The organism is Pseudomonas sp. OIL-1 (genome assembly GCF_010669185.1).
Taxonomy (GTDB): domain Bacteria; phylum Pseudomonadota; class Gammaproteobacteria; order Pseudomonadales; family Pseudomonadaceae; genus Halopseudomonas; species Halopseudomonas profundi.
The window spans coordinates 3009748-3032778 of the sequence record NZ_CP048629.1; the positions used below are offsets into that span (position 1 = coordinate 3009748).

At 57.0% G+C, this 23031-nt stretch carries 16 protein-coding genes; 10 read left to right on the forward strand and 6 right to left on the reverse strand.

Annotation, left to right across the window (positions count from 1 at the left end; all coding sequences use genetic code 11):
* Window positions 1-43: 43 nt before the first annotated feature.
* Entirely contained in the window at window positions 44-1519 is a 1476-nt protein-coding gene (gene putP, locus G3M63_RS14000; RefSeq protein ID WP_150301219.1) for a sodium/proline symporter PutP, read from the forward strand.
* Window positions 1520-1617: 98 nt separating this feature from the next.
* Here putP and G3M63_RS14005 read toward each other — a convergent pair whose 3' ends face one another.
* Window positions 1618-3627, reverse strand: a complete 2010-nt coding sequence (locus tag G3M63_RS14005) for a S9 family peptidase (RefSeq protein ID WP_163983534.1) — start codon at window positions 3625-3627, stop codon at window positions 1618-1620.
* A 69-nt stretch (window positions 3628-3696) separates the two neighbouring features.
* Here G3M63_RS14005 and G3M63_RS14010 point away from each other — a divergent pair, with 69 nt between their 5' ends.
* Window positions 3697-4071: an MFS transporter gene (locus G3M63_RS14010; protein ID WP_163983535.1), complete on the forward strand. Its 375-nt coding sequence runs from the start codon at window positions 3697-3699 to the stop codon at window positions 4069-4071.
* Window positions 4072-4112: 41 nt separating this feature from the next.
* On the opposite strand, the gene G3M63_RS14015 is transcribed toward G3M63_RS14010, so the two are convergent.
* The 4 genes from G3M63_RS14015 to cysK all read right to left on the reverse strand — a co-directional run bounded on the left by G3M63_RS14015 (window position 4113) and on the right by cysK (window position 8197).
* A complete protein-coding gene (locus tag G3M63_RS14015) occupies window positions 4113-4694 on the reverse strand; it encodes a TetR/AcrR family transcriptional regulator (protein WP_150301222.1) in 582 nt (193 codons plus the stop codon).
* Between the two features lie 240 nt (window positions 4695-4934).
* A complete protein-coding gene (locus G3M63_RS14020) occupies window positions 4935-5141 on the reverse strand; it encodes a cold-shock protein (protein ID WP_036989629.1) in 207 nt (68 codons plus the stop codon).
* 270 nt (window positions 5142-5411) lie between these two features.
* On the reverse strand, window positions 5412-7151 hold the full coding sequence (aceK, locus tag G3M63_RS14025; protein WP_163983536.1) for a bifunctional isocitrate dehydrogenase kinase/phosphatase: 1740 nt from the start codon (window positions 7149-7151) through the stop codon (window positions 5412-5414).
* 71 nt (window positions 7152-7222) lie between these two features.
* Window positions 7223-8197: a cysteine synthase A gene (gene cysK, locus G3M63_RS14030; RefSeq protein ID WP_163983537.1), complete on the reverse strand. Its 975-nt coding sequence runs from the start codon at window positions 8195-8197 to the stop codon at window positions 7223-7225.
* A 98-nt stretch (window positions 8198-8295) separates the two neighbouring features.
* Between cysK and G3M63_RS14035 the strand changes: the two genes are divergently transcribed.
* From G3M63_RS14035 to G3M63_RS14045, 3 genes are all read left to right on the forward strand, one after another.
* Window positions 8296-9378, forward strand: coding sequence for a DUF748 domain-containing protein (locus tag G3M63_RS14035; protein ID WP_163983538.1), 1083 nt, complete (start codon window positions 8296-8298; stop codon window positions 9376-9378).
* Window positions 9379-9526: 148 nt separating this feature from the next.
* Window positions 9527-10372, forward strand: a complete 846-nt coding sequence (locus tag G3M63_RS14040; RefSeq protein ID WP_163983539.1) for a MoxR family ATPase — start codon at window positions 9527-9529, stop codon at window positions 10370-10372.
* Between the two features lie 138 nt (window positions 10373-10510).
* The gene (locus tag G3M63_RS14045) at window positions 10511-11689 is read left to right on the forward strand and encodes a VWA domain-containing protein (RefSeq protein WP_150301227.1); all 1179 of its coding nucleotides are present in this window, start codon (window positions 10511-10513) and stop codon (window positions 11687-11689) included.
* A gap of 238 nt (window positions 11690-11927) precedes the next feature.
* Here the strand turns inward: G3M63_RS14045 and G3M63_RS14050 are convergent, their stop codons facing one another.
* Window positions 11928-12401: a MaoC family dehydratase gene (locus G3M63_RS14050; protein WP_150301228.1), complete on the reverse strand. Its 474-nt coding sequence runs from the start codon at window positions 12399-12401 to the stop codon at window positions 11928-11930.
* Between the two features lie 266 nt (window positions 12402-12667).
* On the opposite strand from G3M63_RS14050, the gene G3M63_RS14055 reads away from it, so the two are divergent.
* The 5 genes from G3M63_RS14055 to G3M63_RS14075 all read left to right on the forward strand — a co-directional run bounded on the left by G3M63_RS14055 (window position 12668) and on the right by G3M63_RS14075 (window position 22758).
* On the forward strand, window positions 12668-14353 hold the full coding sequence (locus G3M63_RS14055; protein WP_163983540.1) for a long-chain-fatty-acid--CoA ligase: 1686 nt from the start codon (window positions 12668-12670) through the stop codon (window positions 14351-14353).
* A 385-nt stretch (window positions 14354-14738) separates the two neighbouring features.
* Window positions 14739-16427: a long-chain fatty acid--CoA ligase gene (locus G3M63_RS14060; RefSeq protein WP_163983541.1), complete on the forward strand. Its 1689-nt coding sequence runs from the start codon at window positions 14739-14741 to the stop codon at window positions 16425-16427.
* 92 nt (window positions 16428-16519) lie between these two features.
* Window positions 16520-20413: an ATP-dependent RNA helicase HrpA gene (gene hrpA / locus G3M63_RS14065; RefSeq protein ID WP_163983542.1), complete on the forward strand. Its 3894-nt coding sequence runs from the start codon at window positions 16520-16522 to the stop codon at window positions 20411-20413.
* Window positions 20414-20667: 254 nt separating this feature from the next.
* Window positions 20668-21624, forward strand: coding sequence for an alpha/beta fold hydrolase (locus G3M63_RS14070; RefSeq protein WP_163983543.1), 957 nt, complete (start codon window positions 20668-20670; stop codon window positions 21622-21624).
* 12 nt (window positions 21625-21636) lie between these two features.
* On the forward strand, window positions 21637-22758 hold the full coding sequence (locus G3M63_RS14075) for a beta-ketoacyl-ACP synthase III (RefSeq protein ID WP_163983544.1): 1122 nt from the start codon (window positions 21637-21639) through the stop codon (window positions 22756-22758).
* Window positions 22759-23031: the final 273 nt, after the last annotated feature.

Sequence of the window (23031 nt, forward strand, 5' to 3'; positions counted from 1 at the left end):
TGAGAATCGTACTCGACGCCCTTACACCAAGGAGCTAAAAAACATGACTGGAAACGCAGGGATTCTGACAGCTACCTTCGCCGTCTACATCGCAATCATGCTTGCTATCGGGTTTATCGCATACAAGCGAACCAGTAATCTGTCCGACTACATCCTCGGTGGCCGCACCATCGGGCCGGGGACTGCAGCGCTGTCTGCCGGGGCTTCGGATATGAGTGGCTGGTTGCTGCTCGGGTTGCCGGGGTATGCATTGGTCGCCGGCTATGAAGCGACCTGGATTGCTGCCGGGCTATTGGCGGGAACCTATCTGAACTGGCTGATCGTAGCGCGCCGCTTGCGGGTTTACTCCCACGCGGTAAACGATTCGCTGACGCTGCCGGCGTACTTTGAATTCCGCTTCGAAGATCGATCCCGTTTGCTACGGGTCATCTCGGCCGTGTTCATTCTGCTGTTCTTTCTGTTCTACACCAGTTCCGGCCTGGTCGCCGCAGGTAAATTGTTCGAAAGCACCTTCGGTCTGAGCTACGAGCTGGCGGTGGTTGTGGGGACGGTGATTATCGTTTCCTACACTTTCTTCGGCGGATTTCTCGCGGTGTCCTGGACCGACGTCATCCAAGGTCTGCTGATGGCTGCAGCGTTGGTCGTGGTTCCGCTGATGACATTGAATACCATGGGCGGCTGGGGCGAAGCGCGCAGCGCCATGGAAGCGGCGAATCCTGAATTACTATCGTTTTTTACTGATGTCGATGGGGAGGCGCTCGGGTTTGTTGCCATCATCTCGCTGTTTGGCTGGGGGCTAGGCTATTTCGGCCAGCCGCATATTCTGGCGCGTTTCAAGGCCGTTGGGGATGATGCCGCGCTGCCCACAGCGCGCCGCATTGCCGTGCTCTGGAGCGCTGTCTGCCTATTTGCTGCACTGATGACCGGCTGGGTAGGGATCGGCTATTTTGGCGAGGCAGGCCTCGAGGACGCAGAGACGGTGTTTTTGTCGCTGATCCAGGCGCTGATGCATCCGCTGGTGGCGGGGATTCTGCTCGCCGCAGTGCTGGCTGCAATCATGTCGACCGCTGATTCCCAGCTGTTGGTGTCGTCTTCAGCGCTGGCGGAAGATTTCTACAAGGCGCTGTTCCGGCGTGATGCTACTCAGAGCGAACTGGTCTGGGTAGGACGCTTCGCCGTGGTCGGCATCGCTATTCTGGCGTTGATCTTTGCGTTCAATCCGGAGAGTACGGTACTGGGCTTGGTGTCCTATGCCTGGGCGGGCTTTGGCGCCGCATTCGGGCCAGCGGTCATCCTCTCGTTGTTCTGGAAACGGATGAACCGCAATGGCGCCTTGGCAGGCATCATCGTTGGTGGCGTAACCGTCGTGGTCTACAAACAGATCGACACTATTGGTCTGTATGAAATTATTCCCGGTTTCATTCTGGCCACCCTTGCCATCGTGATCGTCACGCTACTGACTCCCGAGCCCTCCGAAACTATTCAGGAAACCTTCGACGACGTAGCCAACCGCTACTGATTCAAAAAAGAAGGGCCGGACTGCTGACAGTCCGGCCCTTTCGCTTGGCCTCTGGTGATTGCTTTCTTCGTTGCTATGTAGGCGCAACAGGGCCGTCGTCAGCCCTCAATAACCGCAAGCAGAAAGCTGTATTCCTCCGCCAGTTCCCGCATGGCCTGATAACGTCCGCTGGCGCCGCCGTGGCCTGCGCTCATCTGCGTACGTAACACCAAGGGACGATGATCAGTCTTGTGATGCCGCAGTTTGGCGACCCACTTGGCGGCCTCCCAGTACTGAACCCGCATATCGTGATAGCCGGCCGTGACAAACAAAGCCGGATAGGCCTGTTTGCGTACCTGTTCATAGGGCGCGTAGCCCTTGATGCGTTCGGCCACCTGCGCCTCGGCCGGGTTACCCCATTCCTCATACTCGCCGATGGTCAAGGGCAGGGCGGGGTTGTTCATGGTGTTCCATACGTCGACAAACGGCACATCCGCCACGGCTGCAGCGAACAGCTCGGGTCGCTGGTTGATGACATTACCGATCAACAGTCCGCCGGCACTTCCGCCGGCGACAACCAACCGCTGGCTATCGGTGTACCCTGCCTCGATAAGATGCTCAGCGCAGGCAATGAAATCCTTGAAGGTATTTTCCTTGTGTTCAAGCTTGCCAGCCTGATACCAGGCCTCGCCCATATCGGCGCCGCCGCGTACATGAGCTATCGCGAACACCCAGCCGCGATCCAGCAGAGAAAGCCGGGCGTGGGAAAACCAGGGGTCCATGCTCGCCCCGTAGGAGCCGTACCCATACAGATAACAAGGCGCCAATGCGTTCAGGCAGCCTGGTCGGCCGACCAGGCTGATCGGTATGCGGGTTCCGTCTGGTGCGGTGGCCCATTCGCGTCTGACGCTGTAATCGTCTGCGGAAAACGGGCCTTCCACCGGCGTTTCTTTAAGTATCTGTTGCTCGCCAGAGACCAGGTCCAATGCGCGCACCTGGGCCGGCCGGTTCAGTGATTCATAGCGCAGCCTGATACGTTCGCTGACGTATTCTTCGCCGCCTTGTACGTGCAAGCTGTAGACAGCGTCAGGCATCTGTACGGTATAGGCGGCGCCGGCTTGCGGGCGCACTTCGAGGGTGATCAATCCTTGGTCGCGGTAATGTAGAACCAGTCCGTGCTGTTGCACATCAAAGTCTTCAAGCGTGCGGGCCGGGTCAGTTTCTACCAGCATTTCCCAATGATCGCGCGACGGGGCCGCAGGATCGCAACGATAGAGGCAGAAATTTTCGCCCTGTGCATTACTGCGGATGAGTAGGCCCTGCGGGCCATGGTCTGCCTGATATTCATGCCCCTCACGGCGTTCGGCAAGCAGTGCCCATTGCCCCTCAGGTTCGTTCGCCGATAAGACCCTTACCTCGCTGGTGTTCTTGCTATCGCATGCCAGCATCAGCCATTGTTCCGAGCTGCTGCGATAGGCGTGCACGTAGAAACGCTGGTCTGCTTCGTGAAATACCTGATGGGCAGGTTGCCCCGGTCGTAAGCGCCACAACGTAGAAGGGCGCGACGTCTCGTCCATACTCATCGCAAACAGCGTTTCGCTGTCATTAGCCCAGGTCAGGCTGCCATCGGCCTGCGGCAGTTCCAGCTCGGCAACCTCACCGCTACTCAGATTCTTCAGATAGAGCTGATAGGTCTCGTTGCCCTGACGATCTAGGCTGTAGGCAAGCCAATGCTGATCCGGACTGATGGTGAAGCCGCCAAGGTGCAGAAAGTCATCGCCAGCCAGTACGTTGAGGTCAAGCAATAGCTGCTGGGTCGCCGGATCAATCTCCAGGCTACCGTCGTCAGGCCGTGGACACCGATAGAATCGCGGATACTCGGCGCCAGCTTCGGTGCGTTGGTAATACAACCACGGGCCCTTGATGGCGGGAAGCGACAGATCTGTCTCACGGATGCGCCCGCGGATTTCCTCGAAGAGCTGATCGCGACGATCCAGATTCTCCGACAGCCAGGTTTCGGTATGACGGTTTTCTTCTTCCAGATACGCCAACACCTCCGGAGCATCACGCTGCTCCAGCCAGGCATAGGGATCTACTGCTTTTTCGTCTCGGCGGGCAACGGGTGGCATCAGTCTGGGACCTCGGATGGTAAAAAAGATATTATAGCCGCTCGCACACTCACACCGGTTGTACCATCCATGTTCAATGAATCCGAGTACCAGACTGTCTGGATGATTTATCTTGCCGCGGCAGGCTGTGCCTGGCTGGTCTGGTGGCAAATGACCCGCTGGATCAAATGGTGGTTCGTGCGCGAACCGCTCTGGGTTATTGCTGCCGTGTTGTTATTCGTCCCGTCCCGCGTTGATCCGGCGGAGCCATGGCTGGCACCGGCCTTCTTTATATGGCTGTTGGACACGCTATTTGATACAGGGGACAACATGGGGAGAATGCTGGGTAACCTCAGTCTGGCGCTTACCGTTGCAGGTCTCGCCTATGTAGGTCTGGTTCTGTTGCGGGCTGGATGGCGGCATTGGCGTAGCCGGAATCACAAATCGGTTCCGGCGAGCCGTTAGCGGTCAGGCAAGGCAGCAGCGATGCGCTGCGCTGCGCTGGATCATTCGCCGGTTTTCTGTTCGTACATGGTCCTGGCCAGTTGCATGATCTGTTCTTGAAAGTCGGTCCGCTGGTTGTCGGTCATGGGGCAAATGCCGATCTGTTCAAACAGTCGATAGCCGCGCACCGAGAAGAACAGGATGCTTGCCTGAGCCAGACCCAGCGGAGACTTCTCCAGAATATCGAACAGGCCCTGGATATCATCGGACGTTGTCCGTAGAAGCGCTGGGTTACTTGCTGCAGCCGCGAAGATTGCAGAGTCGAGATTCTTCTCTTCTGTCGATTCGCTCAGGTTGCTAAGCAACAAGGCTTTGAGTTCTCGCATGGGCTCATCTGGCAGCACGCTTTCATAGGCGCCCCAACGAACCCGGAAACGCTCCAGGCGGTGTTCGATCATTGCCGACAGCAGAGCTTCACGGTCTGGAAACTCGGCGCGCAGTGTCGTTTCATCAACGCCGGTGCGTTCGCTCAGACTGGCGAAGGTAAGCTGGGATGCGCCCAGCTCGCTGACGATGGCCTCGGCGGCACGGAACAGACTCAGCCGAAGCGCGTCGTTACTCTTTTTTTCATTGCTACTGTCCACTGCGAAAACCTCTTCCGGACAATGGGTGGCGGGCGCTAGATGCTGATATTGAAGCGATCTTGGCTCCCTCGGATCGTTGGCCCCTAGGGTACGACGTACCGGCTGGGCAGGCGAGTTTTTTTTAGGCTGCCGCCGGGGAGAGCGAAAGCAGAGGAGGGAATAGCAGACAGGGCAGTCGTTACACAAAAAACAGACGAAAAAAAACCCGGCCGAGGCCGGGTTTTTTAGTCAGATACCGGATTAACCGATAATCTGAATGTTCGCAGCTTGCTTGCCTTTAGGACCAGTAGTGATGTCGAAAGACACCTTCTGGTTCTCGGCGAGGGATTTGAAGCCCTGAACCTTGATTTCGGAGAAGTGGGCGAACAGATCATCACCACCGCCGTCCGGAGTAATGAAGCCAAAGCCTTTAGTGTCGTTGAACCACTTAACTGTACCAGTTGCCATTTCGGATAATTCCTATCAAATTAAAATACTTGAGAACACTCACATGAGCAGACTCAATGGTAGCGCGGGAATCGAAGATTACGAGAATGACAAACTTACGTACTAAAAGTGCGCTTGTAGCCTACTACTCTATCTTGAAAACCTACGCGCTCACTGTGCGCCTTAAAGCAGATCAAGTCAAGCAATGCTTGTGCTGCCGCGTTCAGGCACCAAATGAACGAAATTCAGTATACGACAGTTTCAGAAAATAACATCCCTTTCGTCGGTTTTTTACTGAATGTCGGATAAAGGGCTGCCTGTCTCGATCCCGGGACGCTTGTAGGGATACACGTCGATTATCAGTCCGGCACGGATTTGTTCCTGCAACGTCTTCCAGTAATCCGCGTCGAACAATTCGCCATGCATGCTGGCGAAGAGCTTGCGGTGGTTGATGTCGGCGAACAGGAAAACCGGGAACTCCTCGGGAAAGACGTCGTTGGGGCCGACTGAGTACCAGGGCTCGGACGCCATCTCCTGCTCGGGATACATTGCTTCGGGGATGTGCCTGAAATTGACCTCGGTCAGGTAGCTGATCTCATCGTAGTCATAGAACACCACGCGACCGTGGCGTGTGACACCGAAATTTTTCAGCAGCATGTCGCCAGGGAAAATGTTCGCTGCCGCCAGCTGCTTGATGGATTTTCCGTAATCCAGCAGCACCTCGCGGGTCTGGGTCTCGCTGGCTGTTTCAAGATAGATATTAAGGGGCGTCATGCGCCGTTCGGTCCAGCAGTGCCTTATGAGGATGACGTCGCCTTCCTCTATAACCGTCTGGGCCGCTACCTCAAGCAGTTCTGCCAGGCACTCGGGATCAAACCGATCACGCGGGAAGCGGAAGTCCGAGAATTCCTGTGTATCGGCCATGCGGCCGACGCGGTCGTGGCGTTTGACCAAACGGTATTTTTCAATGACGGTCGCCCGGTCAATATTCTTTGACGGGGCAAAGCGATCCTTGATGATCTTGAACACGGTATTGAAGCCAGGGAGGGTAAACACGCTCATCACCATGCCCCGCACACCTGGCGCCATGATGAACCGATCTTCCTTGCGTGCGAGGTGTTCTATCAGGGCCCGATAGAATTCGGATTTGCCTTGTTTGTAGAACCCGATCGCGGTGTACAGCTCGGCTATGTGTTTGCCCGGAATCAGTCGCTTGATAAAGCTGATCATCTCGCAGGGTACGGGTGCATCCACCATGAAATAGGAGCGGGTAAACGAGAAAATGATAGACACTTCTGCTTCGTCGGTAATCAGTGTGTCTACACTGATGCCCTGATTTTCACGATGAACCAACGGCAGCACGAATGGCCACTGCTCTTCCTGGCTGAGCAGTCTGCCTACGAGGTAAGCGCCCTTGTTGCGGTAGAACACGTCCTGGATTATCTCTACGGTCAACCCTCGGTCCAGCTGCGCCCAATCGGGGAGACCCTGCTTCAGATAGGCAACGATTTTTGCGCAGTCGCTATCGAAGTCGTGCCACGGGGTTTCGAAGCTATATTCCTCAAGAATCTGTCGCGCCAGGTCATCCAGCGAACCTTCCGAGATGAGCCCCCTGGTCAGCGGAATACGTGACGGTGGGCGGGTCACTGGTCTGGTGGTGTGGACAAACATGGTGCGGTCGCTGATCAGCTCGTGACGGTGGAACCGGCAAAAGATCGAGTTGTACCAGGTCTCTGCCAGCTCTCCATCGAGTCTTGGATCGATCAGTTCGATGTACGCCTCACGGATGTGCGGCCAGTTGCTGACGTCCATGATATCAGCCAGTTCGAATTGCCCGTTCAGGCTATGTGCTGTCGCTTTGACGCACTCCTCGTACATGTTGATGCGTGCAGCAGAGGCGTCCTGAATATCGACCCAGCGTGCCTGCTCAAAACGGCTGCGAGCGCCGCGGGTTATTTCCTGGAAACGGGCTCTGTAGACATCAAACCCGACAAGAATGTGCTGGGCAATACGTGCATGTATCAACGGCATGTTGGGCAAAGGGCCTGTGGCGAATGAAAGGGCGGCGGGCCAGAAAGCCCGCCGGTGGCGAAAGTGCCGATTTACTGGACCAGTTCCTGATCACTGAACATGTCGTCGAAAAGCATGCTGGAGAGATAGCGTTCGCCAGAGTCAGGCAGGATAACGACTATCATCCGGCCCTGCATTTCCGGCAATTGTGCCAGGCGCACTGCAGCGGCCATGGCCGCGCCACCCGAGATTCCACATAGAATGCCTTCCTCACGCATCAGGCGCAGGGCCATGCTCTTGGATTCTTCATCTGTGACCTGCTCGGCACGATCGACCATGCTCAGATCCAGATTGGCCGGAACGAAACCAGCACCGATGCCCTGGATCTTGTGCGGACTGGGTTTCACCTCTTCACCTGCCAGGGTTTGACTGATGACGGGTGAGGTTGCCGGCTCTACCGCAACGGAAATAATGGGCTTGCCGCACTGGTTCTTTATATAGCGGGACACGCCGGTCAATGTTCCGCCTGTACCTACCCCTGACACCAGTACATCTACCGAGCCACCAGTATCTTTCCAGATCTCGGGCCCGGTGGTTTTTTCATGAATATCGGGGTTGGCCGGGTTTTCAAACTGCTGTAGCAACAGATGCTGTTCGGGGTCAGATGCGGCGATATCCTGCGCTTTCTGAATCGCCCCTTTCATACCCTGAGCCGGTTCGGTCAGCACCAGCTCAGCGCCGAGTGCCTTGAGAACCTTGCGGCGCTCCAGGCTCATTGACGCCGGCATGGTCAGGATCAGCTTGTAACCGCGGGCAGCGGCTACGTAAGCCAGACCAATGCCGGTATTGCCTGAGGTGGGTTCGACTATTGTCATCCCCGGCTTCAGGCGGCCACTGCCTTCGGCATCCCAGACCATGCTCGCACCAATGCGGCATTTGACTGAATAAGCCGGGTTACGCCCTTCGATCTTCGCCAGGATATCGACTCCCTTGGGGCCGAGGCGGTTGATTCTGATTAGCGGCGTATTACCGATGGACTGCGAATTGTCAGCAAAGATATGGCTCATGGGTTGATCCTCTTATTAGCACCTGTGCCCTGACGGATGGGGCGTGTCGGTCATACTGGATTCGCTGAACTGAGCTCGAGGTGCGAGGTCAGTTGAGTATGAAAAAGTCCTTAAGCATCCTGCTCGTCGTGCTCGTGATTATAGCGCTTCTGCTGGTCGCGCTACGCGTGGCGTTACCCGGTATCGTGCGGGATACGCTGAACGACAAAATGGCCAACATGGGTGAAGACTACCGGGGTGAAGTCGAGGATGTCGACCTGGCGATATGGCGCGGGGCGGCAACGCTGAAAAATGTCAGTGTTCACAAGATCCAGGACAACGAGCAGGTACCCTTTTTCCAGACACCCGAAGCGGACTTGTCTCTGCGCTGGGCCCCATTGATTCGCGAGCAGATACTGGCGATCAGGATACATCTTTTGGAGCCTGAGCTTAATTTCGTCGATGGACCAGAGGAAGCAGACCAGTATGGCGATGAGGTTGACTGGCGCGATACGGTCAAGGAGTTGCTGCAGGTAGAGATCGATGAGTTTCATTACGACAATGGCCGTGTGCATTTCCGCAATTTCACATCGGACCCGCCGGTCAACCTCTACGCTGACAACGTCAATGTCATGGTGTACAACCTGACCAATGCGGAAGAGAAAGACGGATCGAGAGACGCTCGCCTCGAGGGCACGGCCGATTTTCTCGATCATGCACCGGTCGAAGCCCAGGCGAACTTTGATCCCTTGCTGCGCTTTGACAACTTCGATGCGCGGATGCGGCTGGAAGGGCTCGATCTGACCCGGCTGAATGATTTCGCCGCAGCCTACGGCAATTTTGATTTCAAGGCGGGCCACGGCGAAGTCGTCATGGAAGTGGAGGCAGAAGAAAGCCAGCTGAGCGGCTACATCAAACCGTTGTTGCGCGATGTGGAGATATTCGATTTCGAGCAGGATGTTGCCAACGAAGATAAAGGATTCTTCCGTGGGGTCTGGGAGGCGCTGGTGCATGGCGGCGAAGAGGTCCTTTCCAATCCGTCAGCCGACCAGTTTGCTAGCCGCATCGAACTGGAAGGCTCTCTGGATGATCCGGAGGTCAGTGCGCTACAGGCTTTTTTCGCCATTTTGCGCAACGCCTTCGTTGAGGCGTTCAGCCCCCAGTTCGAGCGCGCGCTGGGTACTGGAGAAGAAGATTCCTGAGGTAGTGGGATACATGCAGTCTGCTATCCATTCAGGCGGCGAATGGTCTGCCTTCGTTTACACCCGAACGACCTGCAAGCTATAGTTTCGCCCTCGTTTATCCCTGTATCGCCTGGTTCAGCCGGGCTTTCGTCCGAGGAAATCCCCGATGAAGTTCGAAGGCACTCAGTCTTACGTCGCCACTGACGACCTGAAACTGGCGGTTAACGCTGCCATTACGCTTGAACGCCCATTATTGATCAAGGGTGAGCCTGGCACCGGCAAGACCATGTTGGCTGAGCAGTTGGCCGACTCGCTGGGCGCCAGGCTGATTACCTGGCATATCAAGTCGACCACCAAGGCACACCAGGGCCTGTATGAATATGATGCAGTCAGCCGCCTGCGCGATTCCCAGTTGGGTGTCGATAAGGTGCATGACGTTCGCAACTATATAAAGAAGGGAAAACTGTGGGAGGCGTTCGAATCCGAAGAACGCGCAATCCTGCTGATTGATGAAATTGACAAGGCCGACATCGAGTTCCCCAATGATTTGCTGCAGGAACTCGACAAGATGGAATTCTACGTCTACGAGACGAACGAGACCATCAAGGCCAGCAAGCGACCTATCATCATCATTACCTCGAACAACGAAAAGGAATTGCCAGACGCCTTCCTGCGCCGGTGTTTCTTCCATTACATCGCCTTTCCTGATCGCCAGACCATGCAGAAGATCGTCGACGTGCATTATCCCGAGATCAAGAAAGAGCTGCTATCCGAGGCAATGGATATATTCTTCGACGTGCGCAAGGTGCCCGGCCTCAAAAAGAAACCTTCAACCTCCGAATTGGTTGACTGGCTCAAGCTGCTGATGGCAGATCAGATTCCCGAAGCCGTGCTGCGCGACCGCGATCCAACCAAGGCGATTCCGCCGTTATATGGCGCTCTCTTGAAAAACGAGCAGGACGTGCAGCTGCTTGAACGCCTGGCGTTCATGACCCGCCGGCAGAATCGCTGATAGCGCTTGAGCCAGGCTTCGCGCGTTTAGCCAAACCGCGCGTCCACAATCGAAGCAGTGTCATTACCGACGTGGCATCCGGAGTCTGCATCGCGGGCCCCGGATATCCGGTCTACCCGTAGATAAAGGGGGTGCCCGATGTTACTGGGCCTGTTCAACGAAATGCGTGCAGCCAAGGTGCCGGTATCGGTGCGGGAGCTGCTGGATCTGATCAATGCGCTGAAACACCATGTGGTATTCGCCGACATGGACGAATTCTATTATTTGACACGCACGGTCATGGTCAAGGACGAACGTCATTTCGATAAATTTGATCGGGCGTTCGGTTCTTATTTCAAGGGGCTCGAAAGTCTCGATCAGCTGCTTGAGGCGCTGATTCCAGAAGATTGGCTGCGCAAGGAATTCGAGCGCATGCTGACCGACGAAGAGCGGGAAAACATCAAGTCGCTCGGCGGTCTGGACAAGTTGATCGAGGAGTTCAAGAAGCGCCTCGAGGAACAGAAGGAACGTCACGCCGGCGGGAATAAATGGATCGGCACGGGTGGCACCAGCCCCTTCGGTTCGGGTGGCTATAATCCGGAAGGCATCCGCGTCGGTGATGCGGGCAAGCGTCAGGGCAAGGCGGCCAAGGTCTGGGACAAGCGCGAGTACAAGAACCTCGATGATCAGGTCGAGTTGGGTACGCGCAATATGAAGGTGGCGCTCCGGCGGTTGCGCAAGTTTGCCCGGCAGGGCGCTGCTGACGAACTGGACATCGATGGCACCATCGATCACACCGCCCGCGACGGCGGGCTGCTGAATATCCAGATGCGGCCTGAACGGCGCAACGCGGTGAAACTGCTATTGCTGTTCGATATTGGCGGCTCCATGGATGCGCACATCAAGGTATGCGAAGAGCTCTTCTCCGCGTGCCGCACCGAATTCAAGCATCTGGAGTATTACTACTTCCATAACTGCGTGTACGAATCCGTGTGGAAGAACAATTTGCGCCGGACGGCAGAACGTACGTCCACCCTGGATCTGCTGCACAAATACGGGTCCGACTACAAAGTGGTTTTTGTCGGCGATGCGGCGATGGCACCGTATGAGATCACACAACCAGGCGGTAGCGTCGAGCACTGGAACGAGGAGGCTGGACACGTCTGGATCCAGCGCTTCATGGAGAAGTACAAGAAGCTTATCTGGATAAACCCCTATCCCAAGGACGCCTGGGACTATACGACCTCTACGCGCATCGTCAGAGACCTCATTGAAGACCGCATGTATCCCTTGACCCTCGAAGGTCTGGAAGAGGGGATGAAGTACCTGGCCAAGTGACCGGGGAATCCTGACCGGGTTGTCGAGCGCTGCTGGACGCCATCAGGTCGGCAGGCTTCCCGGTTGATGGCCTCACCGGTGAGCCGCGGCTTGCGAATAATGGTTTGTAGTGTTTCAACCAGCGCCTCTGCATGTGTTTATTGTCAGAGCCTTTGCCTTCGGCTTCTTTATGACTTGAGCTCTTCAATAAATCTTACGTTTGGCATCACGCGCGGTCACGTGATGCCAATCGCGTCAATCAAGCCGAAATCGTTACTGCTGGCAGCGCAGGACGGGGCAGGCTGACTTTTTCGGTCGGCGCCATAACGGTGGCGACACCCTCAACCACCTTTTTTCCGTCCTGATTGAAAACCGGTGTGGCGATTCGCACGCGGTTTTTAGGCAGCTTCTCAAGCACTTCGAGATCAACACGAATCTCGTCACCCAGGCGTACCGGACGCAAGAAACTCAACTCCTGACCTATATAAATGGAGCCAGGCCCGGGGAGTTCGCACGCGATGGTGGCGGATATGAATGCGCCGGCGAGCATGCCGTGGGCAATGCGTCCTTTGAAAGGGGTTGCTGCGGCGAACGCTTCGTCCAGGTGTACGGGGTTTACGTCTCCGGACACTTCGGCAAACAGGACCAGATCACGCTCTGTGACGGTGTGAGAAACGCTGGCCGTGTCGCCAACCTTGAGTTCGTCGTATGTGCGGTTTTCGAGCATGTGCATCATTGGCTTCCAGATCGTGATGTTGAATGAATCCTGCCGTTATAAGCGGCGAGGGCGGTGAGTCGATTCTACCGCAGTTGCAACTTGTAACAGCAGCTGTCAGCGGGGTTGGCGGAAGCCGGGTGCGGATGCCATATTCATGACACTGATGGAGCGGATCTGCGTTTTGCACCAGCCCTGGTTACTGGTAGTTTGCTGGGCACAGTAGCGCCCGCTCAGTCGCTGTAGGCCGTGAATCAAAACAATCGGGAAAGAGGACAAAAATAATGGATGCAGCATTCTGGGACGACAAACGGCCCGCCGGCGTTCCTAACGACATAGATCTGAATCAGTACAGTTCCATCATCGATGTGTTCGAACGCTCGTGCAGCAAGTATGCCGAGCGTCCCGCCTTCACCTGTATGGGCACTACGATCACCTATGGTGAATTGGAGAAGCAGGCCGGGGCCTTTGCCAGCTATCTGCAGAATCACACTGACCTGCAACCCGGTGATCGCATCGCTATCCAGATGCCGAACGTATTGCAGTTTCCTGTGGCAGTGTTCGGGGCGATTCGTGCAGGGCTGGTGGTAGTGAATACCAATCCGCTTTATACCGCGCGGGAAATGCGGCATCAGTTCACTGACTCGGGTGCCAAGGCACTTGTGTATATGAACGTGTTCGGCCACCTGGTTGAGCAGGTACTACCCGACACCGAGATCAAGCATCTCTTTGAAGCGCGCATGGGCGACATGCTCCCCACGCTCAAGGGGACCCTGACCAACCTGGCGGTCAAACACCTGCGTAAAATGGTTCCCGAATACAACCTGCCTGGTGCGGTGTCGTTCAAGGCTGCACTGGCCCGCAGCAAGGGCAATTCACCGCGTCAGGTCGGCAAGACCATGGACGACATCGCTGTTCTGCAATATACCGGCGGCACCACCGGCCCCTCCAAGGGTGCGATGCTGACGCACCGTAATCTGGTTGCCAACATGCTGCAGGTGTACGCCAACATGCAGCAGCTCGACAAGAACGGCCAGAAGATCATGAGCGACGCAGGGGAGATCGTCATTGCGCCCCTGCCGCTGTACCACATCTTTGCATTTACGGTGAACCTGATGTGCATCATGGTGGCCGGGCACCATAACGTGCTGATAACCAATCCGCGGGATATCACCGGCTTCGTTCGCGAGCTGAAAAAATGGAAGTTTTCCTCGATGGTCGGCCTGAATACGCTCTTCGTGGCGTTGATGGATCATCCGGAATTCGACCAGATCGATTTTTCCAATCTGAAAGGCACAACCTCTGGTGGCACCGCGCTGGTCAAGGCAACGGCTGATCGCTGGGAGAAAAAAACCGGCAAGAGTATTGGCGAAGGGTATGGCTTGACCGAGTGCTCGCCGGTTGTCTGTTCCAGCCCGAGTGATGGCCTGCAGCGTCTCGGTTATGTCGGTCTGCCTGTGCCCGGTACAGCCGTGAAGACCATCGATGACGATGGCAATGAAACAGCGATCGGCGAACGGGGAGAGCTCTGCGTCAAGGGTCCGCAGGTGATGCTGGGTTACTGGCAGCGACCCGACGCCACCGCCGAAGCGATTGATGAAGGTGGCTGGCTGAAAACCGGTGATATCGCAGTGATCGAGGAGGACGGCTTCGTTTGTATCGTCGATCGCAAAAAGGACCTGGTTATCGTTTCAGGTTTCAACGTATATCCGAACGAGATAGAAGATGTCGTCTCGGCTCACCCGAAGGTGGCCAATGCGGCTGTTATCGGAGTGCCTGACGAGAGATCCGGCGAGGCGGTCAAGCTCTTTGTGGTGCCGAACTCACCGGATCTGACGATCGAAGAGCTCAAGGCGTACTGCAAGGAGAACTTCACCGGGTATAAAGTGCCGCGGCATTACGAACTGCGGGATTTCTTGCCGATGACTCCGGTCGGCAAGATTCTCCGCCGCGAACTGCGCGACCAGTAACACTCGCAAGCGACAGCTGCCCATCGTCCGGCTTCCGGCGATGGGCAGCCTTGTTTCCAGCCCCCCCCCCCTGATTCCGCGACGGCGCGGCAATGCAGCCTCAACCGAACGTCTCCCTACAGACTGGCAGTGTTGGCCCGTTGGCCCGTTGGCCGATAACCCTTCCTATCGCCGTCAACGCCAGATTTTTTGCCTACTGTCACAACGCCAAATGATGGAAATTGCGTTACTGGTCGGGCTATAGAAAAACTGCTAATCTTCGGCCACTTTTCGACTCAATTGGACCAAATATTCATATTTGAATCGAAAGTCACATCATTGCGGAAACCCAAAAAAAGCGAATCGGCTGTGGCATGACCGGTCGAGCTAAGGAGCGGGGCATCTAATGCACGAGAATTTCTGGAAGGACAAGTATCCGGCTGGCATCGTTACGGAAATCGATCCCGACCAATACCCCAGTGTGCTTGCTGTATTGAAGGAATCATGCGAACGCTTCGCTGACAAGCCAGCGTTCAGTAATCTGGGCAAGACCATCACCTATGGCGAGCTGTATCGGTTATCGGGTGAGTTTGCTGCGTATCTGCAGGCGCACTCCGGGCTGCAACCAGGTGACCGCATCGCCATCCAGCTCCCGAACGTGCTGCAATATCCCGTCGTTGTGTTTGGCGCCATGCGCGCCGGTTTCGTGGTAGTGAATACCAATCCCTTGTATACCGCGCGGGAAATGGAACATCAGTTCAATGATTCCGGGGCCAAGGCACTGGTCTGCCTGGCGAATATGGCTCACCTGGCGCAGGAAGTGGTGCCGAAAACCGGTGTGAAGCACGTAGTGGTGACGGAAGTAGCCGACATGCTGCCAGCCTTCAAGCGGCTGCTGATCAATGCCGTGGTCAAGCACGTCAAGAAAATGGTTCCGGACTACTCCATTCCCGGCTCGACGACTTTCGTCAAAGCCATGTCCGCTGGCAAGAACGCACATCTTACTGAAGCCAGCCCCAAGGGCGACGATACCGCCGTGCTGCAGTACACTGGCGGTACCACAGGTGTCGCCAAGGGCGCGATGCTGACTCACCGCAATCTGATAGCCAACATGCTGCAATGCAAAGCGGTCATGCCGGCGGAGCTGCGCGACGGTGAAGAAGTGTTTATCTGTCCGTTGCCGCTGTATCACATCTACGCGTTCACCTTTCACTGCATGTCGGTCATGGTTACGGGTAATCACAATATCCTGATCACCAATCCCCGTGACATTCCGGCTTTCGTCAAGGAAATCTCCAAGGTCAGATTCAGCGGCTTTGTTGGCCTGAACACACTGTTCGCAGCATTGTGTAACGACGAAGCGTTCCGTCAGCTGGATTTCAGCGGTATGAAGCTGACCTTGTCGGGCGGCATGGCATTGCAGCAAGCGACTGCCGAGCGCTGGGAAAAAGTGACCGGTAGCAAGGTCTGTGAAGGTTATGGCATGACCGAGACCAGCCCGGTGGTATCAGTGAACCCTGCCAATGCAGTGCAGCTCGGCACAATCGGCTTGCCGGTGCCCTCGACGCTGTGCAAGGTGATCGACGATGAGGGTAATGAGCTGGCCATCGGAGAGCGAGGCGAGTTGTGCGTCAAAGGTCCGCAGGTGATGAAAGGCTATTGGAAGCGTCGGGAAGCCACCGAAGAAATGCTCAGTGCCGACGGTTGGCTGCAAACCGGTGATATCGCTGTCATCCAGGAAGATGGCTATATGCGCATCGTCGATCGTAAAAAGGACATGATCGTCGTTTCCGGCTTTAACGTGTATCCCAACGAGCTGGAGGACGTGATGGCTGCGATTCCTGGCGTCGTGCAATGTGCCGCCATCGGTGTACCCGATGAAAAATCCGGCGAAGCGATCAAGGTATTCCTGGTCAAGGCACCGGGAGCCGACTTGACTGCCGATCAGGTCAAGACCCACATGCGTGAGAAGCTGACAGCATACAAAGTGCCGCGTCAGGTCGAGTTCCGCGAAGAACTGCCTACTACCAACGTGGGCAAGATCCTGCGACGCGAATTGCGCGATGAGGAACTGAAGAAGCTCGGCGCGAAATAACACTCCCGCACGGTTCTTTGCGACAATAAGCCCCGCCCGGTTGCCCGGTCGGGGTTTTTGCTTTTTCCGCCATCTGAAACAGACAGGAATGAATGACCGATTTTCATGCATTAGCCGCTAACCTTGATCAGGCCATGTCCGCAGACCGGCACCGTTTGCTGAGGCAATTGCACGCCCTGGGCAAGCAGCCCGAACCAGCTCGGCTTGAGCAATGGCTGGCTCGGTTTGACAAGTCGCGCAGCAGAGTCGAGTCACGCCGGGCCAGCATCCCGCCCATGCGTTATGACGACAACCTGCCCATAGCGGCCAAGCGCGCGGAGATCACCGAGGCTATAGTCAATAACCAGGTGGTGGTGATTGCCGGCGAAACCGGCTCGGGCAAGACCACGCAGATTCCGAAAATCTGCATGGAGCTGGGCCGCGGTGCCTATGGCCTTATCGGACACACGCAACCACGGCGTCTGGCAGCGCGCACTGTTGCCAGCCGGGTGGCGGAGGAGGTCGGCACCACCCTTGGCGAACTGGTAGGTTTTCAGGTGCGTTTCACTGACCAGAGCAACGAGCGCACCCTGGTCAAGCTGATGACCGACGGCATCTTGTTGGCCGAAACCCAGCACGACCGCTTTCTCAACAAGTACGACACCCTGATTATCGACGAGGCGCATGAACGCAGCCTGAACATCGACTTTCTGCTTGGCTACCTCAGAACTATCCTGCCCAAGCGCCCCGATCTGAAAGTCATCATCACTTCGGCAACCATCGACCTGGAACGCTTTTCCGAACACTTCGATGACGCCCCGATTATCGAGGTGTCCGGCCGGACCTATCCTGTGGATCTGTGGTATCGGCCGTTGACGGCTGAGATCGATGAAGAGGGCAATCAGGTCGAGGAAGATCTGAGCATCGATCAGGGCATCCTCGCGGCGCTCCAGGAACTGGAAGCGCACGAGCGCGCCAATCGGTTGCCACCGGGGGATGCATTGGTGTTCTTACCCGGTGAACGGGAGATTCGCGACACCGCTGAATACCTGCGCAAAGCCAATCTGCGTCACACTGAAATCCTGCCTTTGTATGCGCGCCTGTCCGTGTCCGAGCAGCAAAAGATCTTTGCCTCGCATGCCGGGCGCAGGGTGGTACTGGCGACCAACGTGGCGGAAACATCGCTCACTGTGCCGGGCATACTCTATGTAATCGATCCCGGCGAGGCGCGCATCAGTCGCTACAGTCCGCGTTCCAAGGTTCAGCGGCTGCCGGTGGAGGCGATTTCCCAGGCCAGCGCCAATCAGCGCAAGGGCCGCTGTGGTCGTGTGGCGCCCGGGATCTGTGTGCGGTTGTATTCCGAGCAGGACTTCGAGAGCCGTCCCGCCTTTACTGATCCGGAAATACTGCGCACCAATCTCGCAGCCGTCATCCTGCAGATGCTGCATTTGCGGTTAGGCCGCATCGAAGATTTTCCCTTCATCGAGCCACCGGATGGCCGCGCCATCAGTGATGGCTTCACTCTGTTGCAGGAGCTGGGCGCAGTCGATAAAGCTGGCGCCATCAGCGAGGTCGGGCGGCAGCTGGCGCGGTTGCCGGTCGACCCGCGTATCGGCCGCATGCTGATCGAGGCAAACGAGCGCAACAGCCTGGATGAAGTGTTGATCATTGCCAGCGCTCTGGCCGTGCAGGACCCGCGCGAGCGTCCGATCGAACGACAGCAGGCAGCCGATCAGGCACACAGTCAGTGGAAGGATGAAAGCTCCGACTTTGCTGCCTTCATCAATCTGTGGCGCGGCTTTGAATCCCAGCGTCAGGAGCTGAGCCAGAATCAGCTGCGTAGTTGGTGCCGACGCAATTTCCTCAATTATCTGCGCATGCGTGAGTGGCGTGAGACGCATCGACAATTATTGCTGGCCTGCCGCGAACTGAACCTGTCCGTGAACAAGGAGCCGGCAGCCGACGATGCAGTGCACAAGTCATTACTTGCCGGACTGCTCAGTCAGCTCGGCAATAGAACCGAGGAGGGTGACTACATGGGCGCGCGGCAACGCCGTTTCATGTTGCATCCATCCTCGGCGCTGGCGAAGAAAAGGCCGGCATGGGTCATGGTGGCCGAGCTGACCGAGACGCGCAGGTTGTATGGGCGCCTCGCCGCCAAGATCGATCCGCTGTGGGTCGAGCCGCTGGCAGGGCACCTGGTCAAAACCAGCCATAGCGAGCCACATTGGGAGAAAAAGCGTGGGCAGGTCATCGCCTATGAACAGGTTACGTTGTACGGGCTGATCATCGTGCCGAAACGCAAGGTGCACTTCGGGCCGATTGACCCAGTTGCCTCGCGCGAGATTTTCATTCGGCAGGCGCTGGTGGCTGGCGAGTGGCATGGCCGCTCGGCGTTCAACAAGGCCAATCAGGCACTGCTTGAAGAGCTGGAGGCGCTGGAAGCCAAGGCGCGCAAGCGGGACATTCTGGTCGATGACGAAACGCTTTATCGCTTTTTCGATGCACGGATCCCGGCAAATATCTATCAGCTGGCGAGTTTCGAGCGTTGGCTCAAGAAGCAAAGCCAGGCCGACCCCACGCTGTTACATATGACCCGCGAGGAGCTTCTGCAGCGCGACGCGAACGAAGTCAGCGTTGAGCAGTACCCGGATACCTGGCGCTGGGAGCGTGTTGCACTGCCGCTGAGCTATCACTTCGAGCCGGGGCACCCCGAGGATGGCGTGACGCTCCGCGTACCCGCTGCATTACTTCGGCAGCTCCCCGAGGAGCGGCTCGACTGGTTGGTGCCGGGTCTGATCTATGACAAATGTCTGGCGTTGGTCCGTGGATTACCCAAGGCGTTGCGCAAGAATTTCGTTCCCGTCCCGGACTTTGTCCGCGCCGCGCTTGAGCGTATGCCCTTCGGTCAGGGCAAGCTGACCGAGGTCCTCGGTCGCGAGCTCAGTCGCATGACGGGCGCGCGCTTGCCAGAGGATGTCTGGGACCAGGTCGAGGTGGAAGACCATCTGTTGATGCGGCTCGAGGTGGTGGACGCCGACGGCACTCCGATCGCGACAGGGCGCGACTTCAATGCCCTGTGTCGTCAGGTGTCAGGCCAGACTGTCGCGGCGATGGAGCACACCCCGGCGGCGCAGCATGCAGCGCCTGCCGGAACGCCCGGCGAATATGCCCTGCCGCAGACGGTGAATCGTAAACAGGCGGGGATCGCCGTGACTTTCTGGCCAGCGTGGGTTGAGCAGGGCGATGAGGTGGTTGAGCAGCTTTTCGATATCGAAGGGCAAGCCGAGCAGGCGCACCGGCGCGGGGTACAGCGGTTACTCCTGCAGCGATTGCCCGAGCAGGTGAAATTCCTGAGGCAGAAAGTACCTGCTCTGAAAGAGGCGGCTATCTATTTTCGTGAACTGGGTAACCAGCAGCAGCTGACCGATGATGTCTTGCTGGCGACCGTGGATAGGGTGTTCTTGCCGGCCGGACAACCGCTGCCGCGGGATCCGCAGACGCTCGACAAGCTGCTCGCGCACGGCCGCGGGGACTTCATCCCGGCTGCAGAAAAGCTCGCAGCGCTGGTACTGACTATCCTCAAGAGCTGGCACGGTATCCAGAAACGGCTCAAGGGCAAGATCGATCTGTCCTGGGCGTTGGCGCTGAATGATATCCGGGAGCAGCTAAGCGGTCTGGTGTTCAAGGGATTCGTGCGGGATGTGCCGGCGGAATGGCTGGACCAGTACCTCCGGTATCTAAATGCCCTCGATCAGCGGCTGGACAAATTGTCCGCGCAGGTGCAGCGTGACCGCGTGTGGACCGATGAAATCCAGCAGCTTTCGCAGCAGTATCGCGCCAGGGCAGAAAAGTACCGCCAGGAAGGCCGCTGGGATGATCGCCTGGTCACCTGGCGCTGGTTGCTGGAAGAATATCGGGTATCGTTGTTTGCCCAGCAACTCGGTACCCGTGTACCGGTGTCGGCCAAGCGGTTGAATAAACTGTGGCAGGAGATCCCCGCCTGATGCCGGCGCCAGGGGTGGGGCCGCCTAGGTTGCGTGTCAAATGACGCCATGCGGCGTTGCGCGACTTGGCAAGGGAACAACCATTACCTGCGTCCCGTGCGATCCACATGGATGCGGTGAATGCAGCAAGCCCGCCGGGAGCGGGCTCCACCTTGCGCAACGCCGCCCGGCCTGGCGCCGTTTGACACGGCAACGCGGCTCGCGATGAAACGGGAACAGACTCTGGGCTTCAGTTCAGATACAAGGATCAATCTGTGACGCAATTGCTCATCAGCTCCGAATTGCTTTCCGTCTCGGCGGAGGTACGGTTACACGTCCAGCACGTACGCACCGGTGCAAGCGGTCCGGCGATTTTGCTAATCCACGGGCTGGCGGAAGACAAGCATGTTTATCATCTGAATTCCGGCGGCGGGCTCGCGGTTTTCCTCGCAGAAGCGGGATTCGACGTTTACATTGCCGAGTTTCGCGGTTACGGCAAGAGCAAGCCAGAGCTCAAGCCGGGTATGGAAATCAGCCAGCATCAGATCATTACCGAGGACCTGCCGGCTTTCTTTGATCTGATTCAACGCAACCACCCGGACGAAGCCTTCTTTGCCGCCGGACATGGCTGGGGCAGTGTGTTGCTGGCTAGCGCGCTGATTCGCCGACCAGAGGTACTGGGCAAAATCGCCGGTCTGGTGCATTTTGCCGGCAGCCGGGCGCGCCAGGGCGGTTTGCGTCTGCAAAGCATGCCCTCGGAACTGCTGTGGCGGCGTGTTGCACCGCTCATGGGTCGCCGCAAGGGTTTGATCCCTGCCTGTTCGCTGGGCATTGGCTCGGCAGATGTATCGCTCAGGCTGCATGCTGAGCATCTGCAATGGGCCTGGGGTGGTGAATGGCGTGATCAACAGGACGCTTTCGATTATGCTCTGGCATTGAGAACCCTGGCCTGGCCCGCGGGATTGTATCTGGCGGGCAATGAAGACCACCATCTGGGGCATTTTTCCGACGTCAAGGCGTTTGCCTGCGAGCTGGGCGAGCATGATGCGCAGATAATAAGACTGAAGAAGGGCACCGGTTGTTCGCGGGATTACGGCCACAACGACCTGCTGACGCATCCGCAAGCCGAGGTGGATCATTTCCCGCTGGTGCTGTCCTGGCTTGCACAGCACAGCCCTGAAATACCGTCGCAGCCTCGTGATACAACGATGCGCGACACCAACACTAATTGACGAGGACCGACCGTGCATAGAGTCGTGATAAGCGGAACAGGTTTGTACACCCCGCCGAACAGCATCAGTAATGAAGAGCTGGTCGAGAGTTTCAATGCCTTTGTGGCGAAGTTCAACGAAGAGAACGCCGAGGCGATCAGCCGGGGTGAGGTGGAAGCGCTGTCGCCGTCCAGCACCGAGTTTATCCAGAAGGCTTCAGGCATCAAAAGCCGCTTCGTGATGAACAAGAGCGGCATTCTCGACGTTGACCGCATGAAGCCGGACATTCCCGAGCGCAGCAATGACGAATGGTCGATCCTGTGCGAAATGTCAGTCAAGGCGGCGACTGAGGCGCTGGAGCGCGCTGGCCGTACTGCGGCGGACATCGACGGCGTTATTGTTGCGTGTTCAAACCTGCAACGTCCCTATCCGGCGATCGCTGTCGAAGTTCAGGAAGCGCTTGGTATCGAAGGCTTCGGTTTCGACATGAACGTGGCATGTTCTTCAGCAACCTTTGGCATCCAGACCGCCGCCAACTCGGTGCAGCTGGGCCAGGCGGGGGCGATCCTGATGGTCAACCCGGAGATCTGTACTGGCCACATGAACTTCCGCGACCGTGACAGCCACTTCATCTTTGGCGATGCCTGTACTGCGGTTGTGGTCGAACGTGCCGATCAGGCGGTTTCGAACAACCAGTTCGAAGTGCTCGGTACCAAGCTGCTGACCAAATTCTCTAATGCCATCCGCAATAACTTCGGCTTTCTCAATCGGGCCGATGAGAGCGGTCAGGAGCTGCCTGACAAACTGTTCATCCAGCAGGGCCGCAAAGTATTCAAGGATGTCTGCCCAATGGTGGCTGACCTGATCGGCAAACATTTGCAGGAGACCGGTCTGCCGGTCGCCGACGTCAAACGCTTCTGGCTGCACCAGGCAAACCTGAACATGAATATGCTCATCGCCCGCAAACTGCTTGGCCGTGATCCGGAAGAGCATGAAGCACCGGTCGTACTGGATGAATATGCCAATACCAGCTCCGCAGGTTCCATTATTGCGTTCCACAAGCACCAGGACGACCTGCCTGCAGGTAGCCACGGCGTTATCTGCTCCTTCGGAGCGGGGTATTCGATTGGTTGTGTGATTGTGCGCAAGCTCTAAAATTAGGCTGGCCTGGCGAAGAGCCGAACCGCAAACTCAAAAAAATTGGCCTTAGGGCCAGCATCGCCGCGAGTCGCGCCTCCCACAAGGATAGTAATCCCACACTGCCGAACTTGTGGGAGGGGCGACCCGCCGCGATGGCGTCCGCAGGACGCCCAGGACTCGCGATCGAGACTTTCTTGCTAATCCAAAACCCCAAACTTAGACTTTCTAGCTTCTAGCTTCTAGCTTCTAGCTTCTAGCTTCTAGCTTCTAGCTTCCAGTCCCCAATCC

Bases quoted from the DNA above. Each gene is read 5' to 3' on its own strand.
- putP (WP_150301219.1), top strand. From the start codon at position 44: ATGACTGGAAACGCAGGGATTCTGACAGCTACCTTCGCCGTCTACATC.
- G3M63_RS14005 (WP_163983534.1), bottom strand. From the start codon at position 3,627: ATGCCACCCGTTGCCCGCCGAGACGAAAAAGCAGTAGATCCCTATGCC.
- G3M63_RS14010 (WP_163983535.1), top strand. From the start codon at position 3,697: ATGTTCAATGAATCCGAGTACCAGACTGTCTGGATGATTTATCTTGCC.
- G3M63_RS14020 (WP_036989629.1), bottom strand. From the start codon at position 5,141: ATGGCAACTGGTACAGTTAAGTGGTTCAACGACACTAAAGGCTTTGGC.
- aceK (WP_163983536.1), bottom strand. From the start codon at position 7,151: ATGCCGTTGATACATGCACGTATTGCCCAGCACATTCTTGTCGGGTTT.
- cysK (WP_163983537.1), bottom strand. From the start codon at position 8,197: ATGAGCCATATCTTTGCTGACAATTCGCAGTCCATCGGTAATACGCCG.
- G3M63_RS14035 (WP_163983538.1), top strand. From the start codon at position 8,296: ATGAAAAAGTCCTTAAGCATCCTGCTCGTCGTGCTCGTGATTATAGCG.
- G3M63_RS14040 (WP_163983539.1), top strand. From the start codon at position 9,527: ATGAAGTTCGAAGGCACTCAGTCTTACGTCGCCACTGACGACCTGAAA.
- G3M63_RS14045 (WP_150301227.1), top strand. From the start codon at position 10,511: ATGTTACTGGGCCTGTTCAACGAAATGCGTGCAGCCAAGGTGCCGGTA.
- G3M63_RS14050 (WP_150301228.1), bottom strand. From the start codon at position 12,401: ATGCACATGCTCGAAAACCGCACATACGACGAACTCAAGGTTGGCGAC.
- G3M63_RS14055 (WP_163983540.1), top strand. From the start codon at position 12,668: ATGGATGCAGCATTCTGGGACGACAAACGGCCCGCCGGCGTTCCTAAC.
- G3M63_RS14060 (WP_163983541.1), top strand. From the start codon at position 14,739: ATGCACGAGAATTTCTGGAAGGACAAGTATCCGGCTGGCATCGTTACG.
- hrpA (WP_163983542.1), top strand. From the start codon at position 16,520: ATGACCGATTTTCATGCATTAGCCGCTAACCTTGATCAGGCCATGTCC.